The 16,544-nt window shown below is 46.6% G+C and carries 20 protein-coding genes; all 20 read right to left on the reverse strand.

Annotation, left to right across the window (positions count from 1 at the left end):
• Positions 1-2: 2 nt before the first annotated feature.
• On the reverse strand, positions 3-1,178 hold the full coding sequence (locus CWI76_RS04095) for an aminotransferase class V-fold PLP-dependent enzyme (RefSeq protein ID WP_126759072.1): 1,176 nt from the start codon (positions 1,176-1,178) through the stop codon (positions 3-5).
• A complete protein-coding gene (locus CWI76_RS04100) occupies positions 1,175-1,978 on the reverse strand; it encodes an alpha/beta fold hydrolase (protein WP_126759073.1) in 804 nt (267 codons plus the stop codon). The genes CWI76_RS04095 and CWI76_RS04100 overlap by 4 nt, the downstream gene beginning before the upstream one ends.
• Positions 1,975-2,379: an MAPEG family protein gene (locus tag CWI76_RS04105; protein WP_126759074.1), complete on the reverse strand. Its 405-nt coding sequence runs from the start codon at positions 2,377-2,379 to the stop codon at positions 1,975-1,977. Before CWI76_RS04105 ends, CWI76_RS04100 begins: the two co-directional genes overlap by 4 nt.
• Positions 2,380-2,483: 104 nt before the next feature.
• Complete coding sequence (gene adk / locus CWI76_RS04110; protein ID WP_126759075.1) at positions 2,484-3,128, reverse strand: adenylate kinase; 645 nt, start codon at positions 3,126-3,128, stop codon at positions 2,484-2,486.
• A gap of 162 nt (positions 3,129-3,290) precedes the next feature.
• Positions 3,291-5,177 carry a molecular chaperone HtpG gene (htpG, locus tag CWI76_RS04115; protein ID WP_126759076.1) on the reverse strand — a complete coding sequence of 629 codons (1,887 nt, stop codon included), beginning with the start codon at positions 5,175-5,177 and terminating at the stop codon, positions 3,291-3,293.
• A gap of 113 nt (positions 5,178-5,290) precedes the next feature.
• Positions 5,291-5,899 carry a recombination mediator RecR gene (gene recR / locus CWI76_RS04120; protein ID WP_126759077.1) on the reverse strand — a complete coding sequence of 203 codons (609 nt, stop codon included), beginning with the start codon at positions 5,897-5,899 and terminating at the stop codon, positions 5,291-5,293.
• A gap of 13 nt (positions 5,900-5,912) precedes the next feature.
• Positions 5,913-6,245 (reverse strand): YbaB/EbfC family nucleoid-associated protein, encoded by a 333-nt coding sequence (locus CWI76_RS04125; RefSeq protein WP_092855538.1) that lies wholly within the window; start codon positions 6,243-6,245, stop codon positions 5,913-5,915.
• A 21-nt stretch (positions 6,246-6,266) separates the two neighbouring features.
• Complete coding sequence (gene dnaX / locus CWI76_RS04130) at positions 6,267-8,198, reverse strand: DNA polymerase III subunit gamma/tau (RefSeq protein ID WP_126759078.1); 1,932 nt, start codon at positions 8,196-8,198, stop codon at positions 6,267-6,269.
• 48 nt (positions 8,199-8,246) lie between these two features.
• The gene (apt, locus tag CWI76_RS04135) at positions 8,247-8,765 is read right to left on the reverse strand and encodes an adenine phosphoribosyltransferase (protein WP_126759079.1); all 519 of its coding nucleotides are present in this window, start codon (positions 8,763-8,765) and stop codon (positions 8,247-8,249) included.
• Between the two features lie 8 nt (positions 8,766-8,773).
• On the reverse strand, positions 8,774-9,169 hold the full coding sequence (locus CWI76_RS04140) for a response regulator (RefSeq protein WP_126759080.1): 396 nt from the start codon (positions 9,167-9,169) through the stop codon (positions 8,774-8,776).
• 24 nt (positions 9,170-9,193) lie between these two features.
• Positions 9,194-9,319, reverse strand: a complete 126-nt coding sequence (locus CWI76_RS11735) for a hypothetical protein (RefSeq protein WP_276567247.1) — start codon at positions 9,317-9,319, stop codon at positions 9,194-9,196.
• Between the two features lie 44 nt (positions 9,320-9,363).
• Entirely contained in the window at positions 9,364-10,125 is a 762-nt protein-coding gene (locus CWI76_RS04145) for an HvfC family RiPP maturation protein (protein ID WP_126759081.1), read from the reverse strand.
• Positions 10,122-10,949: an HvfB family MNIO-type RiPP peptide maturase gene (locus CWI76_RS04150; RefSeq protein WP_126759082.1), complete on the reverse strand. Its 828-nt coding sequence runs from the start codon at positions 10,947-10,949 to the stop codon at positions 10,122-10,124. Before CWI76_RS04150 ends, CWI76_RS04145 begins: the two co-directional genes overlap by 4 nt.
• Positions 10,922-11,347, reverse strand: coding sequence for an HvfA family oxazolone/thioamide-modified RiPP metallophore (locus CWI76_RS04155; RefSeq protein WP_126759083.1), 426 nt, complete (start codon positions 11,345-11,347; stop codon positions 10,922-10,924). The genes CWI76_RS04150 and CWI76_RS04155 overlap by 28 nt, the downstream gene beginning before the upstream one ends.
• A 147-nt stretch (positions 11,348-11,494) precedes the next feature.
• Positions 11,495-12,802: a tetratricopeptide repeat protein gene (locus CWI76_RS04160; protein ID WP_241967945.1), complete on the reverse strand. Its 1,308-nt coding sequence runs from the start codon at positions 12,800-12,802 to the stop codon at positions 11,495-11,497.
• A 3-nt stretch (positions 12,803-12,805) separates the two neighbouring features.
• Complete coding sequence (locus CWI76_RS04165; RefSeq protein WP_092855552.1) at positions 12,806-13,417, reverse strand: energy transducer TonB; 612 nt, start codon at positions 13,415-13,417, stop codon at positions 12,806-12,808.
• A gap of 2 nt (positions 13,418-13,419) precedes the next feature.
• Positions 13,420-13,821 (reverse strand): ExbD/TolR family protein, encoded by a 402-nt coding sequence (locus tag CWI76_RS04170; RefSeq protein ID WP_092855554.1) that lies wholly within the window; start codon positions 13,819-13,821, stop codon positions 13,420-13,422.
• 12 nt (positions 13,822-13,833) lie between these two features.
• A complete protein-coding gene (locus CWI76_RS04175; RefSeq protein ID WP_126759084.1) occupies positions 13,834-14,358 on the reverse strand; it encodes a MotA/TolQ/ExbB proton channel family protein in 525 nt (174 codons plus the stop codon).
• Positions 14,359-14,362: 4 nt separating this feature from the next.
• Complete coding sequence (locus tag CWI76_RS04180; RefSeq protein ID WP_126759085.1) at positions 14,363-15,724, reverse strand: MotA/TolQ/ExbB proton channel family protein; 1,362 nt, start codon at positions 15,722-15,724, stop codon at positions 14,363-14,365.
• Positions 15,721-16,503 carry a DUF3450 domain-containing protein gene (locus tag CWI76_RS04185; protein ID WP_126759086.1) on the reverse strand — a complete coding sequence of 261 codons (783 nt, stop codon included), beginning with the start codon at positions 16,501-16,503 and terminating at the stop codon, positions 15,721-15,723. The genes CWI76_RS04180 and CWI76_RS04185 overlap by 4 nt, the downstream gene beginning before the upstream one ends.
• Between the last annotated feature and the right edge of the window lie 41 nt (positions 16,504-16,544).

The raw sequence follows: 16,544 nt of genomic DNA on the forward strand, positions 1-16,544 counted from the left end.
TCCTAGTCTGAGCCGAACAAGGCCCAGCCAGCGTCCAAGGTTTCGAGTAAACGGGTTAATTGCGAAGCGGTATTATACGCTCCTAAAGAGATTCTGACGACCGCTGGTAACTGCCATTGTTGCAATAATAATTGTGCACAGTGATGCCCAGCGCGCACGGCAATCTGATGTTGGTCGAGCCAGGCCGCAATATCAAAGGCTTGAAATACGTTGCTGTAAAAGGCCACGGTGGGTGTTGCCTGAGCTCCACTCGGCAATACGGTAAGCCACGGGCGCTGGTGTAATTCACGCACCAGTTGTTGACGTAACTGCGCTAAATGAGCGACATCTTTTTGCTGTTGAAGCCATGTTACCGCCGCCGCTGCAGCCACCGCAGCCGCGGTATTCGGGCTACCGGCTTCAAATTTATGAATACCATCAATAAATTCAGCTTCCGTTGGCGTGACGCGCTGTACAATGCCGCCACCAACATGAAACGGCGCCATGCTATCGCGCAGCGCACCACTCAAATACACCACGGCACAGCCATTCACGCTATACACTTTGTGCGTACTGAAAACGAGCGCATCGCAATGAAGTTCCGCGGTTTGAATAGGCTTATGCGCGGCGGCTTGAGCGGCGTCAATTATGGTCCAAGCCCCTTGCGCTTGCGCCGCCTGTAATAACGGCTCAATCGAAAACAAAGCACCTGTAATATTGCTGGCTGCGGTGATACTGACCACCCGCGTGCGCTCGTTGAGTAGCGCTTGCCAGTCGCCTAAGTCACCGGTTTGCCGATCAATCGGAATATATCGCAGGGTTAACTGATGTTCTTTTGCTAGGCGTTGCCACGGTAAAATATTGGCGTGGTGTTCGGCGTTCGATAGTAAAATTTCATCGCCAGCTTGCCACTTCACTGGTAATTGCTGCGCTAAACCATTGAGTGCCGCGGTAGTCGACGGTAGTAACGCGACATTAGCGGCACTCGCCCCAATGAATGACGCCAGCGTCGCGCGCGCCGCCTCTAATTCATCGGTTGCCGCACGACCAAGTTGATGACTTGCACGGTGAACATTCGCGTGATGCTGCTGATAGTAATCGGTAAACGCGTGCATAACCACGTCAGGAACCTGACAGGTTGCTGCGCTATCGAAATAAATGAGCTGTGGGTGCTCACGTAATAAAGCAAACTGATTCATGCCACCACTTCGTACTCTTGCGTGACAAACGCAACAATTTCAGGGTTCACCAATTGCGCATGCGTTACTGGTCCCATGTGACCGCAATCTAGCGTTTTCTCTTTGGCATTTGGCATTACTTGCAGTAAATGATGCGCTACACAACGGGCACTTTCTTGAGTATGTTTGCCTTGTAATACCAGCACCGGCATATCGACGTGACGATAGTCAGATAATTTATGCGGTTCACCCATCAGCGCTGCAAAATCCTTTGTAACTTTACCTGCCTGCAGCACCATGCCTGCACGAATTCGATCGGGTAATGCGTCAAAATAGCCTGGCTGATTCCAGTAGTCGACAAAGGCTCGCGTCGCCGCTTCAGCATCATGCTGATACATTTGCGCGGCTATTTTTTCAATCTCGATACGCGCCGGTTCATTCGCCTCAAGCACATGAAACGCCACCGGTTCAAATACAACCAACTCACGCACCGAAATCGGTTTTTCTAAGGCTATCTTCAATGCCAACGCGCCACCGTATGAGTGACCGACAACGGTAATGGGTTGTTGCCACTGCGCAGCAGCAACCGCTTCCAGAACACGCGGTAGCTCATCGGTAAACCGAAATGCCTCGGGCTCGATATCCTCAGCGGCTGGCGCTTTACCATAACCTAATAAATCAACGGCCAAAATATCAAACTGGGCTTCCAACTGCGCGATCAATCCACGCCATTGGCCACTATTACTTTGCGAGCTGTGCAATAAAAGTAACGGTTGCTTTCCCGCTACCCCGAAGCGATGCACGCCAGGTAATGAGGTCATAACGAGCCACCAATGAATACGCCGATGACAAAACCTGCTTGCAACAGCAATACACCAAAGGTTCCGAGTACTCCCACTGTGCGCGCCCAAGAAGGTCCAACCGACATGGTAAGCCCTAAAGCGTGGCATACCCGTGCCACAAAAAGTGCAGCGCCTAGTGCATGCAGAAGCATTGCTGAAGCACCTTGCAACTCCATCAAGATCAACAGAATTAATGACAATGGAACATACTCAGCAAAGTTACTATGAATGCGTACTGCTACTTTCAAATCTTGTGAGTCACCGGTGCCAATTCCTACACGGTCGCGCCAACGCAACCGAATAACATTTACCGAAAGTGCAACATAAAGCAGCGTCAATAAGCCTGCATACAACATGCTAATCGTTAACGTCATGTCCATGATTGTTATCCTTTTTATGAACCAATAATGTTGAACAAACAGTTATTTTATACAAAAAAGCCCACACAAGGTGGGCTTTGGGAATTCTGAGATTTACGCGAAGCTTATTTCAACAAGCGACCGAGCTCGTTACTAATGTCTTCAACGTCACCCGTTCCATCAATTTTGTGGAATTGAACCTGACCTTGTTCAGCTAGTTTACGATAATATGCAACTAAAGGCTCGGTTTGTTCATGATAAATTGCTAAGCGCTTACGCACGGTTTCTTCTTTGTCGTCATCGCGAATCACGAGATCATCACCCGTTTCATCATCCTTACCTTCCACTTTCGGTGGATTGTAAGTCACATGATACACGCGACCTGAGCCCGGATGCACACGGCGACCAGCCATACGTTCAACAATCACTTCATCCGGCACATCAAATTCAAGTACCACGTCAACGTCGATACCTGCAGCGTGCATGCCGTCTGCTTGAGGAATTGTCCGCGGGAAACCATCAAGTAAAAAGCCATTTTGACAATCAGGCTGTGCCACGCGCTCTTTGACCAAGCCAATCATAATGTCGTCAGATACTAATTTGCCGGCATCCATAACCGCTTTGGCTTGTTTACCTAAGTCGGTACCATCCTTAATTGCAGCTCGTAACATATCACCCGTTGAGATTTGCGGAATCCCAAAAGTTTTCATTAAGAACTGCGCTTGTGTACCTTTCCCTGCGCCTGGCGCGCCCAACAGGATAATGCGCATGAACAACCTCTTTTACTTAATTTGTTTGATGCGGATAAGTTAAGGTCGAACTTTACCTTGCACCAACAGGCTTTACAAGTCCGAGCATTGCCGACTTTCGTCGGACAATGCTCATCCTAAAGCTATTTGCTGGAATTTTCCGCAACTTTGCCGCTTACTTGCTTATGCTTGCGTTAAATCGAGCATCAACTTGTTCATGCGAGCAACAAATTTAGCCGGATCTTTCAAGCTTCCCCGCTCGGCAAGTGTTGCTTGATCAAGCAATACGTGAGCCCACTCGCTGAAGCGACTGTCATCATCCAAAGCGACAATACGCTGAACCAAGGTATGTTCCGGGTTAATTTCAAAAATATACTTGGTTTCTGGTACTTTTTGACCGGCCGCTTCCATTAACTTCGCCATTTGCGTACTCATATCATTATCATCCGTAACGATACATGCCGGCGAGTCAGTCAAACGATGCGTTACACGTACCGATTTTACATTTTCGCCTAAAGCTTTCTCAAAGCGCTTCAATTGTTTCTTAAAGGCTTTTTCAGAAGCTTCGTGTTGCTTCTTCGTTTCGGCATCATCAAGTTCGCCAAGATCAAGATCACCACGAGTTACTGACTGGAATGATTTTTCCTTGTACTCAGTCAAATGGCTCATCAACCACTCATCGATGCGCTCTGATAACAGCAATACTTCAATGCCCTTTTTGCGGAAAATCTCTAACGCTGGGTTATCACGCGCTGCTTCATAGCTATCGGCCACAATGTAGTAAATCTTCTCCTGCTTTTCCGGCATGCGTTCTATATAGGCATCCAAACTCACTTTGGCTTCACTGGTATCCTCATGTGTTGAGGCAAAACGCAGCAAGCTTGCAATAGTTTCTTGATTGCCATGATCTTCCGCTGGTCCTTCTTTCAATACCGCGCCAAAAGTGTTCCAAAACTCTTGGTACTTCTCTGCGTCATCTTTAGCGAGCTTGCTCAGCATACTTAAGATTTTCTTAGTACTACCATTGCGCATTGAGCGAGTAATTTTGTTGTCCTGCAAAATTTCACGCGAAACGTTCAATGGCAGATCAGATGAATCCATCAGACCGCGTACAAAGCGCAGATACGTAGGCATTAATTGCTTGGCGTCATCCATAATGAATACGCGTTTTACATACAACTTAATACCATGCTGGTTTTCACGGTTCCATAAATCCCACGGGGCGCGTTTCGGAATGTAAAGTAGACTTGTATATTCTGAAGTACCTTCAACCTTATTGTGGCTCCACAACAAAGGTTCATCAAAATCGTGGGCTATGGTTTTGTAGAATTCCTTGTACTCGTCATCCGATATTTCCGATTTTTCACGAGTCCACAGCGCTTGACCGGAGTTAACCGCTTCCCAGCCATCTTGTTTGTCGTCGTCATCACGTTTCGGCATTTGCACAGGAATGCTTAAATGGTCAGAGTATTTTGTAATGATACTCTTCAGGCGCCACTCATCGAGATACTCATGCGCATCGTCGCGCAAATGCAAGATAATATCGGTACCGCGTTTTGCTTTTTCGATATCACGTAGCTCATATTCGCCTTCACCACGCGAGAACCACTCAACGGCGGTATCAGAGCCTGCGGCACGGGTACGAACGGTTACACTATCAGCAACAATAAATGCTGAATAGAAGCCAACGCCAAACTGACCAATTAAACGACTATCTTTTGCTTGATCACCAGACAATTGGCTAAAGAAGTCGGCGGTACCCGATTTTGCGATAGTACCTAAGTTCGTCATCACTTCATCGCGCGTCATACCAATACCGTTATCACTGATGGTAATGGTACCGGCATCTTTGTCAGCACTAACACGTACGAACAACTCAGCATCATCAGCGAGTAAGCTACTATCGCTTAACGCTTTAAAACGTAGCTTATCGGCAGCATCCGATGCATTCGATACGAGCTCGCGCAGAAAGATTTCTTTATTTGAATAAAGGGAATGAATCATTAAATGAAGCAATTGCTTCACTTCGGTTTGAAAACCGTGGGTTTCTGCTTGACGGGTCTCCGCCATAGTGATTTCTCCTACACTATCTTTCGATTAATCAACAATGATTAGATGGGTATAGGTGAAAGATGGGGATGGCGCTTCGCTTTTCAAGCGCCATTTTCAGTAATTTATTAACGTTAGTTGTGATCGATAACCTTACGACCACTAAAGGCATGCCCCAATGTCGCTTGATCAACATATTCAAGTTCGCCCCCTACTGGCACACCATGTGCAATGCGCGAAGTTCGAATATTCCGAGAACGCGCTAAATCGGCGATAAAGTGGGCAGTGGCCTCGCCTTCAACCGTTGGATTGGTCGCTAAAATAATTTCTTCAATTGCTTCTTGTTGCAAACGTTTTGCTAATACATCCAAGCCGATATCTTCGGGGCCAATGCCATCCAACGGTGACAAATGCCCCATAAGCACAAAATAACAGCCTTGATACTGACCGGTCTGCTCTATAGCTAAAACGTCCGCAGGTGTCTCGACAATACACAGCAAACCGCTTTCACGACGCTTGGTATTGGCGCAAATAGCACACATCTGTTCTTCGGTAAGCGTGCGGCATTGACTACAATGCCCCACTTTCTCAACGGCTTCCGTTAATGCCTGCGCTAAGCGTAAGGCACCCTCTCGCTGCCGCTCTAACAAGTGAAACGTCATGCGCTGCGCACTCTTCGGGCCAACACCTGGTAATAACCGTAACGCTTGCACGAGCTCTTGTATTGCCGGACTAAGACGCATGCTTCACCCGTATTTAGAAAGGCATTTTAAAGCCTGGTGGTAAGTTCATACCGCCAGTGACTTCGGCCATTTTTTCTTTGCTGGTTTGCTCAACGCGACGCACCGCGTCATTAATTGCCGCAGCAACAAGATCTTCAATCATCTCGCTGTCATCATCTTCAAACAAGCTTGGGTCAATGCTTACGCGACGAACATTATGGTTACCTAACATCGTCACTTTAACCATACCAGCACCGGCTTCGCCCGTTACTTCAAGGTTTGCGATTTCAGCCTGCGCCTTTTGCATACGCTCCTGCATTTGCTGCGCCTGCTTCATCATGTTGCCTAAACCACCACCTTTAAACATAAATACCTCTGTTTTCTATCATTAATCTGGTTTGACGGAATCAGCTTGTAGCTGGGCTCCAAATTCAGTTTCGAGTTGCTGAGCAATTGAGTCCGACGCTAATGTTTGCTGCGCTACACTCAATCGATGCGCATTAATGCGCTGCTGAATTTCAACCGGCGTCGCTGCCTCGCTATCGCCTACCAATATATCACGCAACGTCATATCAAATTGTGTCGCCATTGCTTCTTTAATGGTGACGACGGCCCCATCATTCAACAGGTAGGCCCAGTTTTTTCTCACCATTAAAACGTATTGATCGTGCTCTTTTTGCAACACGCTGTTACGCGCCAACTGCCGCGTTAAACCATGCAAATCAAGCGCATCGATCATCGCCGACCAGCGATCAATTTCTGCGGCCCGTTGCGTGCTATCGGTGATTTGCGCATCAATCTCAGGCATCTCAACAGGCTTGTTTTCCACTGGTTGAGTCGCTGGTCGAGCAGCTTCTTGAAGCTGCTCTTGAGGCGATTCAAGCTCAGCCTGTTGATTCAACTTGGTGTCAGCTTGTTCAACTGCAGATTGTTTCTGAGCAGGCTCGTTGGCAGTGTCACTCGGTGGTGTTACTTCACGATTTTTTTTTTGCGCCAATGCGCTACGTGTTGCTAACAGCGCCTGTAAATCACTTTGCGGGGTGGGCTCTTGCGTCCCTTCTGATTCCGGTTCATCAGCAACCGCATCATAATTTGCCGTATCCTGATGATTCGAAGCATCTATCTGATGCACCGGCTCTGCTGGCATATCATCAGTCAAGGCCGATGGCGGCGGTGCTGTTGCCGTGACCGGCTTTACCTTGGTGACCATCTCTGCCGGCGTTTCTACTACCTCAAGATATTCTGGCCGAAATGCCATTAAGCGCAGCAACGTCATTTCGACACCACTACGAACATCACTCGCATAATTCAAATCACGACGACCTTGAACCAATATGTCGTAGAACACCTGTAATAACTCAGCTGGTAACTGCTGTGCTAAATGCTGCCCAGCTGGCTCTAAACCGGTGGCATGGGCGGTTTCTGGCACCGCTTTGTACAATGCCATCTGGTGAATAAGGTTTTGCAGCTCTGGCAATAATCCACTGAGGTCAGGTACTTGTCCCGCAACTTGCTCTAGCGTACTAAGCATTGTTTCCGCATCACCGCTCAACACATTTTGCATCAGGGTAATTAATTGGAAACTCGGAACACTGCCAAGCATTTGTTGCACGCCATGCATGCTTACCGCATGGTCGCCTTGCGCTATGGCTTGGTCCGTTAAACTTAAAGCATCACGCATACTGCCTTGCGCTGCACGCGCCAACGCCTGTATTGCCGGCTCCTCAAAAGCGATATTCTCGGATTTGAGTACCTGCATTAAGTGGTTGGCAATTTCATCGCGCGACAACGCTTTCAAATTGAACTGCAAACAGCGCGATAGCACCGTAATAGGCAGTTTTTGCGGGTCAGTTGTCGCTAATAAAAATTTAACGTGCTCAGGCGGCTCTTCAAGCGTTTTTAACAAGGCATTGAAGCTGTGGCGCGATAACATGTGCACTTCGTCTATCAGATAGACCTTAAAGCGACCTTGCGTTGGTGCGTACTGCACGTTATCGAGTAATTCGCGCGTATCTTCAACTTTGGTTCGTGAAGCGGCATCGATTTCTAGAAGATCAACAAAGCGTCCCTGATCGATAGCCGTGCAGGCACTGCATTGACCGCACGGTTCCGCGGTGATTCCTTGCTCGCAATTGAGGCTTTTTGCAAGTATTCGAGCAATAGTTGTTTTACCAACACCTCGAGTACCGGTGAGTAACCAGGCATGATGCAATCGACCTGTTTGTAAGGCATTGAATAGCGGCTTCAACACATGTTGTTGCCCAACTACTTCGCCAAAATTTCGGGGTCGCCACTTACGTGCGAGAACTTGATAGCTCATGGCCAATATCTTCTCAATCTGTCGCTTCAGATAAGTAGCTAACTTACCTTAAAATGAGCACAGGGTATAGTATGGAATCTTGGCTTGTTGTAACCGCTGAGCACCTGGTAAATCTGCAAGCGTGATTATAAACGCGCATTCTACAATGGTCGCTTGCTGCTTTTTAAGCATTTCTACCGCGGCTAAAATAGTGCCGCCAGTAGCCAGTAAATCATCAACCACAACCACCTTATCAGCGGCGGTAATGTCGTCTGCGTGAAGCTCTAATTTGTCTTCACCGTATTCAAGCGCATAAGTTTGTGACACGGTTTTGCGTGGTAACTTGCCCGGCTTGCGCAACGGCACAAAGCCAATCCCCATCGCGTACGCTAACGCCGTAGCAAAAATAAAACCACGTGCTTCAATGCCAACAATTTTGGTAACGCCTAGTTCACGATAACGATCTGCAAGAACATTAATGGTATGTCGAAATGCCTCACCATCAGCAAGTAACGGTGTGATATCACGAAATAATATGCCGGGCTTGGGGTAGTCCGGAATGGCTCGAATATAGCTTTCTATCTGCATTGATTATCTCAGGCAGTTGTTTGTTGCGGATTACCTGTTGTCGCAGCAAGATCATTGAGTAACCCCAATAAGCGTTGCGCTTCGACAGGTTTTGGCAAGCACAAGTTAGCACCGGCTTTGTCTGCCAGCGGTTGAACTTGCGCAGCGTCTTGTGTGGTCATCAAAATAATTGGCGTCTGTTGGTAGTGTTTCGACTGACGCAGATTTTTTATGAGCGCCAAGCCGTCCATTAATGGCATCTTGTGATCCACCAACACCACATCAAAATGCTGACTTTTAGAACGGTTTAAGCCGTCGAGGCCATCATTGGCACAGCTTACCGTAAACGGGCTTTGCTCAATAATCTGTAGCAATTGCTCCCGTGTCGCTGGTTTATCCTCAACCAGCAATAATTGAAGTGACATAATATGCCTATTTAAGTTAACAGCTTACGCTGAAAAGAACTTATACCAGGACAAAACCGCCGGTAACACTGGTACTGCAAGAAATACAATTACTGCAAGCCAGCCCATTTTTACGCCCGATTCATCTCGGAAGTTTTCATTATGCGCCATAAAATACATCCTCACTGACTAAAATTTGCGGTGCGGATCATACTTTAATTGCTGCTTGGGAACAACATGGCTCTTTGATAGAGTTCAGGAACCGTTGCGAGTAAGCCTTGATATAGTTGTTCCTTTGTAAACTGTGGCAGCTGACTCGATAAATAGTCAGCGGCTTCCGCCAAGGTGCTCGAAGAACACTGCAATAAGTAATCCACAAACAACATTGTAACCGCATTGAGTTGCAGAAATTTGACGTTAGATTCCAAATTTCCGTTCTGCATCTGATCAACCCGATAAACGGCTAAGTAGCATGGCTGATTGAGCGGTTCATTTGGTGTAACATCAGGTTGAATAGTATGTACTGGGTAGTCGAATGCATGCCACTGTAACGACGGATTAACTTGCCAACCTGATGCGTCTAATGCGACGTGTAGGGGCGGCTGAAAACATGCTGAATCATAGTGATATACTTCAAGTTCCATACGCTCGTACAAAGCAAGTTGGTAACTCCATTCTGGTAACCACGAGGCTTCATAAATTGCCAAAAATTCGGTGAATTCTGCACCGATTTCGGAAAATAATGGTGATTTAGAATGATGTTGAGCGATAAAAGATTGAAGAATCTCTCGCTCTTGTTCATTTGTAAACGTACTAAATAAAACTGGAAAGCCGCGAGTTATAAAACTCTCAATATTGTTATGAACCAAGCGTTGATATACTTTCAATCGGCGAGCCTCACCTTGTGGTGGTTCTGCCTGAAAAGGATCACGTAACCATCGTGACCATTGCTCCTGAATCCGTCGAAACTCACTCATACAAATTCTGTTTGTTGGGTTACTTTTTTCACGGCCTGCATTTCATCAAGCAACTCAGCCAACGGTGGAATATTAAAATCTCGCTCAAGTAGCACTGGGAACGGGCCATGATGCTGGTAGCTTACTTCCAGCAAATCAAAGACTTCCGGCCGAATCGGAGCGCCATGCGTATCAATTAATAGGTCTTCGGCTTCTTCGAAATGACCTGCAATATGGCCATAATTAACTTTCTCTGAGGGGAGGCCTTTGATAAAGGCGACAGGATCGTAACCGTGATTGACGCTATTGACGAATACATTATTCACATCAAGTAGCAACTCACAATTTGATGTTGTTAAAACCTGATTTATAAACTCAAGTTCGCTCAGTTCAGTCGCAGCAGGCAAGTAATATGATACATTTTCTAATATGAGCGGTCTCTCAATTAGCTCCTGCACGCGCTTAACTCGCTGTGCCACATATTCTGCAGCTTCTTCGCTAAAAGGGATAGGTAAAAGATCATAAAGATGGCCACCCGCCGAACAATAGCTTAAATGTTCGCTATATCGCTCAATGTTAAAGCGCTCTAGAAAATCTTTAACCTTTAAAATAAAAGCTTCATCGAGTGGGTCAGGGCTACCAATCGATAACGAAAGGCCATGACAAAATAGAGGATATCTTTCACGTAGCAGATCAAGCTGGTACGTCGCTTCATAGCCACGTTCAATCCAGTTTTCTGGAGCTATCTCCCAAAAATCAACGACGGGATTCTTCTGCAAAACGTCAGACAAGAACTCCCGTCGTAATCCTAATCCAACTAGGCGCCGCACTTCCCTTCGCCGCATTTACCTTCACCACATTTGCCTTCTTTGGCTTTTTCATTCATGCGTTCTTTGGCTTTGTCGTCCATTTTTTCCATGGCTTTATCGCCACCGCATTTGCCTTCGCCGCACTTCCCTTCGCCACATTTACCTTCTTTGTGTTTTTCGGCGTGTTCTTTGGCTTTATCACCACCACACTTACCTTCACCACATTTACCTTCGCCACACTTCCCTTCTTTGGCTTTCTTGGCATCTTTCTTACCACCACAACGCATTTCTTGTTGCTGTTGCTGTTGTTGCTCTTGCTGATAGCCACCTGGTAACTCGGTAAAACCAAATGGATTTGCTGACGCTGTTACACCGGCTGCACCGACTAATAATGCACCTACGGCTACCGAAACTGACTTTTTCATCGCTTTCATTGGTAGTTCCTCTTGTGTTGTTCTAGATCAATAGACTAGCACTTTTTTTAATTCGAAATATATTCTATAACAATAGTTCAGAACAAACAAAGAACCCCGCTAGACAGCGGGGTTTTACTTTATTTTTAACAGTGTACTGTATTCAGCTTACAGTGAAACGCCACGGTTTGAAGCTTTTTGACGAATATACTGTTCCCAGCTCGTCGCATTGCGACGCTGATCGCGATGCTTTTTGGCTTCTTGTACGTATTTTAATGCCTCACGGAAGTTATTTTCATAGAAATATGCTTCTGTTAATGACATATATACGCGACCTGGCTCAGCAATACCTTGGTCTAAAGCTTTCATGTAAGCGTCAGCCGCTTTCATGTACTCTTCACCACGAAGGTACGCGTTGCCTTGGCGACGGAAGAACTCAGCTTTTTCAGATTGAGATTCTTGCAAATTCGCCGACAGACCGTACATTTCAGCTGCACGAACATATTCACGAGCTTGTTCAAAGCTACTTGCCGCACTTTGATAGTTACGCGCAGTTTTCTCAATATCGCCAGCATCAAGATGCTTAACCATAAGAGTCGCTGCTTTGTATGGAATTTGCGAGTTCGCGTACAACTGGATCATTGCCTTAATTTGGCTTTCTTTATCCATGTAGCCCGCTAAATACGCAATCTCTAACGTTTGTAACGCTTTGTCGATGTTCTCAGTCAGCATATAAAGCATGCCTAACTGACTCCACCATACCTTTTCGGTAGGCAGTTTATTCAAACCGACTTCAAGTACTTTAATCGCTTCTTTGTACTGCTCTGTTTCGTAGAAGGCTGCAACTTTCAATACATATGGGTTTTTGTTTACTTCGCCTTCTGATTCAAACGCTTCAATCGCTAAATCAGCTGGACGAACAATTTTATCAAATTGCTTCAACTCGTAATACGCGTTAGCAATTCGCAAAAACACATCTGGATCAGCTTCACCCGTAAACTGGAGCCACTTACCGTAATACGTTAACGCATTACGATATTCTTCCAGCTGTAACGCTAGGTCGGCAGTCAGCTTTAATACTAATGCTTGGTCAGCATGACCTAACACATCAGCATCTGCTGCACGCTTCACTAACTCATAAGCTTTACGCTCTTGGCCATCGGCTGCATAGAGATTACCCAAAAAGCGGTTGACATAAGCGGTATCAAATTCGCTGCTTGGATCGATTTCGACCAAGATGGCGATAGCACCCTTTGTGTCTTCTTCTTCAGTGTATAAATCCAATGCAGTCATCAAACGACGACCGACGCGTTCACTTACCGTTTGATTACGGCGGCTTTGCTTCGCAGCTTCGACTTGTTCAGCTGATGGCAAGTTGTAATTGATTTCTTGTGAAGCGGCAGGCGCAGGAGCAGCTGCCATCACAGTACACAATACACTCGCACTAATTAATGTTGTGAGTTTTTTGTGCATCATCTATTACTCCATATCCAACGTGAAGTCGAGCTGGACTGTCTGACCTGGCTGGCGTACAGCTTTACCATCAACAACCTTCGGCTTGTATTTCCAACGCAACAATGCGCGGCGAGCTTCTTGGTCGAATACACGGCGTGGTTCTGAGTCGATAACTTCAACATCAGTTACTCCACCTGTTTCATCGATGGTAAAACGTAGTTGCACCCAACCTTGGATACCGTCACGTGCCGCAGCCGGCGGATAACGCGGGTTAATACGTACGATAGGTGTTGCTTCACCATCGCGAACCATGAGTCCGCCCGCATTTAGCCCTGTATCGGTTCCACCTACATCGACCTCAAAACCTAAATCAAGATTCATACCATCTGAGTCTGACGTATCAGGCTCGTTTGGCGGAGTCTCAGGCGGTTGCTGAGGTGGAGGCGGAGGTGGTGGTGGCGTACGGCGACGCTGATCCACATCCGAATCCGGTGGCGTTGTTACAAGTTCGATCGGTGCAGTCGGTGGTGGACCTTCGTTACGTCCCTCACCGCCGCTAATCAAAAAAGCCATGAAAGCGAACAGAAGGAACGTAGCTGCAGCACCTAATAGTATTGATACTATAAAGCGCACCATAATTAATCGTCCTCTGCGGCTATGGATATCTTGTCAATACCCGCTTCCTTAATTTGATCCATGACTTTAACGACAACACCATGCTTGGCTTCTTTGTCCGCCTGAATCACTACGATATCAGTTGGCTGTTCTGCCAATAGACGTTCGATGTTTGCGCCTACACGCTCTACATCAACCATACGCTTGTCCATCCATACTTCGCCGTTCGCACGAATAGCGATAAAGATGTTAGCAGAAGGTTTTTTCTCTGCCTGACTCGCTTCTGGCTTGTTCACGTCAATACCAGCTTCTTTAACGAAAGAGGTGGTTACGATGAAGAAGATCAACATGATGAATACGATGTCGAGCATCGGCGTCATATCGATCGCTGCATCTTCCTCTTCACGAAAACGTTTACGTGCCATAATTCTTCTCTCTTAATGATGTGGCAAACTGTCGATCAATTTTTCTTTCGCTCGACGCACCCGTGCTTCTAAGCGAGAGGCGAAGAACATACCTGACAATGCTGCAACCATGCCCGCCATTGTCGGGATTGTTGCCATCGAAATACCCGACGCCATCAAGCGTGGGTTACCAGTACCTTGTACGGCCATGATTTCAAATACTGCAATCATACCGGTTACGGTACCAAGTAGTCCGATTAACGGACAAATCGCTACGCAGGTTTTGATCAACAAAATACGCGCATTTAGTTTTTCGTTGGCTTCAGAAATCCATGCATCACGGATTTTGTGAGCGTACCATGAGGTGGTGTCTTTCCGTGCATCCCAATCGCTGATGATTTGCTTCTTCAGCTTAGGAAATACGCCGGTAAGGAACCAATAGCGCTCAATCATGAGAACCCACATGAGAAAGAGCGCCCCCATGACGACGTACAAGACGTCGCCACCGGTACCCAGAAAATCCCTGATAGATTCCCAGAGCTCCACCAGGTAGACCATAGGATTACTCCTTCTTCTCCGCGTGCGCGGCGACGATACCTGCAGCCTGTTCATCTAATACATGAACAATAGACTTAGCGCGTGATGCCACAATCGCGTGTACAAGAATCAATGGCAACGCAGCAATCAGACCTAATGCGGTGGTAACCAACGCCATTGAGATGTCGCCTGCCATGATTTTCGGATCACCAGTACCAAACAAGGTAATTGATTGGAAGGTACCGATCATACCAACAACTGTACCTAAGAGACCAAGTAATGGCGCGATAGCTGCCAAAATCTTGATGATGTTGACGCCGCTTTCAATGCTTGGAGTTTCACGCAAGATAGCTTCGTCAAGTTTCAGCTCAAGGTTCTCAGTGTCTGCAGTTTTGTTCTCTTGATACACTTTCAAGATACGGCCAAGTGCGTTTTTGTCAGATGGGTTCGCAGTGTTTTTCAACTGGGCACGCATCTTCGCACCCTCAATACCTAAAGTGATGAACTTGTAAATTGCAATCAAGAAACCAACGATAAGCGCAACAGTGATGACGTAACCAACTGTGCCACCTTGGTGATAACGCTCTTCAAGAGTCGCTTTCTGAGTTGCCAAGTTCAAGATTTGACCACGAGCCGGGTCAATGTATAAACCTTCGTAACCAGTTTCAGTGTCTTCAAACGCTTCAACAGTTGCCAAAACATAACCTTCTGGCTGACGACCTAATGGCTGAATTTCTTCAGCAGCGTCGTTGTAGTTGAAGTATTCGCCTTGTGAAATCAGGTTAAATACACCGATACGCGTTACATCGCGATTTTCAGTTGAACCGTCAAGCAAGGTAACATCACTGTTAAAAGTGACAACTTTGCCAGACTCTTTCATTTCGGTTAACCAAGCTAACCAAAGCTCTTCAAGCTCAGCAATCGTTGGAACTTCTTTCGCTTCAGCAATCGTTTCCAAAACGTCTTCACGACCTGGATACTGCGCGCTCACGATAGAGGTTGCGATACGACCAATCGTGTCGCTTGCTGCACCACGTGCAACACCAACGATTTCACCCAAAGTACCAAGAGCGTTTTGCAACTCTTGCTCTTTGTTAGCAAGTGCGATTTCGTTTTCAGCGAATTGAGCCTGTAAACGCTCGCCGCGAGCTTTTTCATTCGCTAGCTGACGTTTTGCGTCGTTCAATAATGCTTGCTTATCAGCACGCTCTGAAGTGAATTCAGCTTCGCGCTGTGCATTAATACGCTGTGAGGCAGCACGGTTTTCTTTCACTAGTTCAAGAAGTTGGTCTAGTGATTTAGCTTCATCTTGCGCGTAAGCAGAGCTCGCGCCAGCTGATAATGAGAATGCTGCTGCGACCAGCAAAGATTTCACTAGTTTGTTCATTCTGCACGCTCCGCTGCATAGATAGGCAGTTTAATCAGATCTGGTGCGGTTTGCTTCCGCGCCATACGAATTGCTTTGGTCAAAGAGCCAAGGTAAGCATCATCAAGAGCTTCCCATGCACCCGCTTCTTTGTTGTAAATCCAACCATTTTTCAGGTCCAAAGATTGAGCCATTAAAGCAGCACGTCCTAAGTGGAAGAAGTCAACAGAGATTTCTTCACCTTCGAACTGCAACTTGCCTTCGTATGCGATCAAACCAGCGCCGTAATCCATTTCAGCTTGATAAGCTTCAGTGATTTGACGGAACTGCTCAGAGGTCGTGACGTTTGAAGCACCCATGATTTCGCGTAAACGCTCAACACGAGCCATACGACGCTCTTTATGAATCGGCAGATCAAGCTCCACAAACTGCTCCAGAGCGTCGATCATTTTGTACATCAAAGGAACCACGCCTTGCTTGGTTGCTTCGATGCCGTCGATCTGGCGCTGTAGAGAAGCCAGTGATGCATTTTGATCATCAACGAGACGCTGAACGTGATCATTGTAGACTTTTAGGTTTTCGTATTCGTCTACAACTGCACGGTACTCATATAACAACTCTTGGCTCTGTTCGAACAAAGAATCGATTTTTTGCTGAGACCGCTTGTCAGCAGTGTGAGTTTTTGCTTCTTCGTTTTGCAACGTAGAAAGGTCTTGGGCAGCTGCGCTAGCGCTACCTGCAATTGCGAACATCCCGATAAGGGCTGCAGCAACTTTGCTTTTATTGATTACTTTGGTCATAGTTCCCAACCAATTTGACTTAACTTTAAGCTCAACGACCT

The organism is Pseudidiomarina marina (assembly GCF_003987045.1).
Classification (GTDB): Bacteria; Pseudomonadota; Gammaproteobacteria; order Enterobacterales; family Alteromonadaceae; genus Pseudidiomarina; species Pseudidiomarina marina.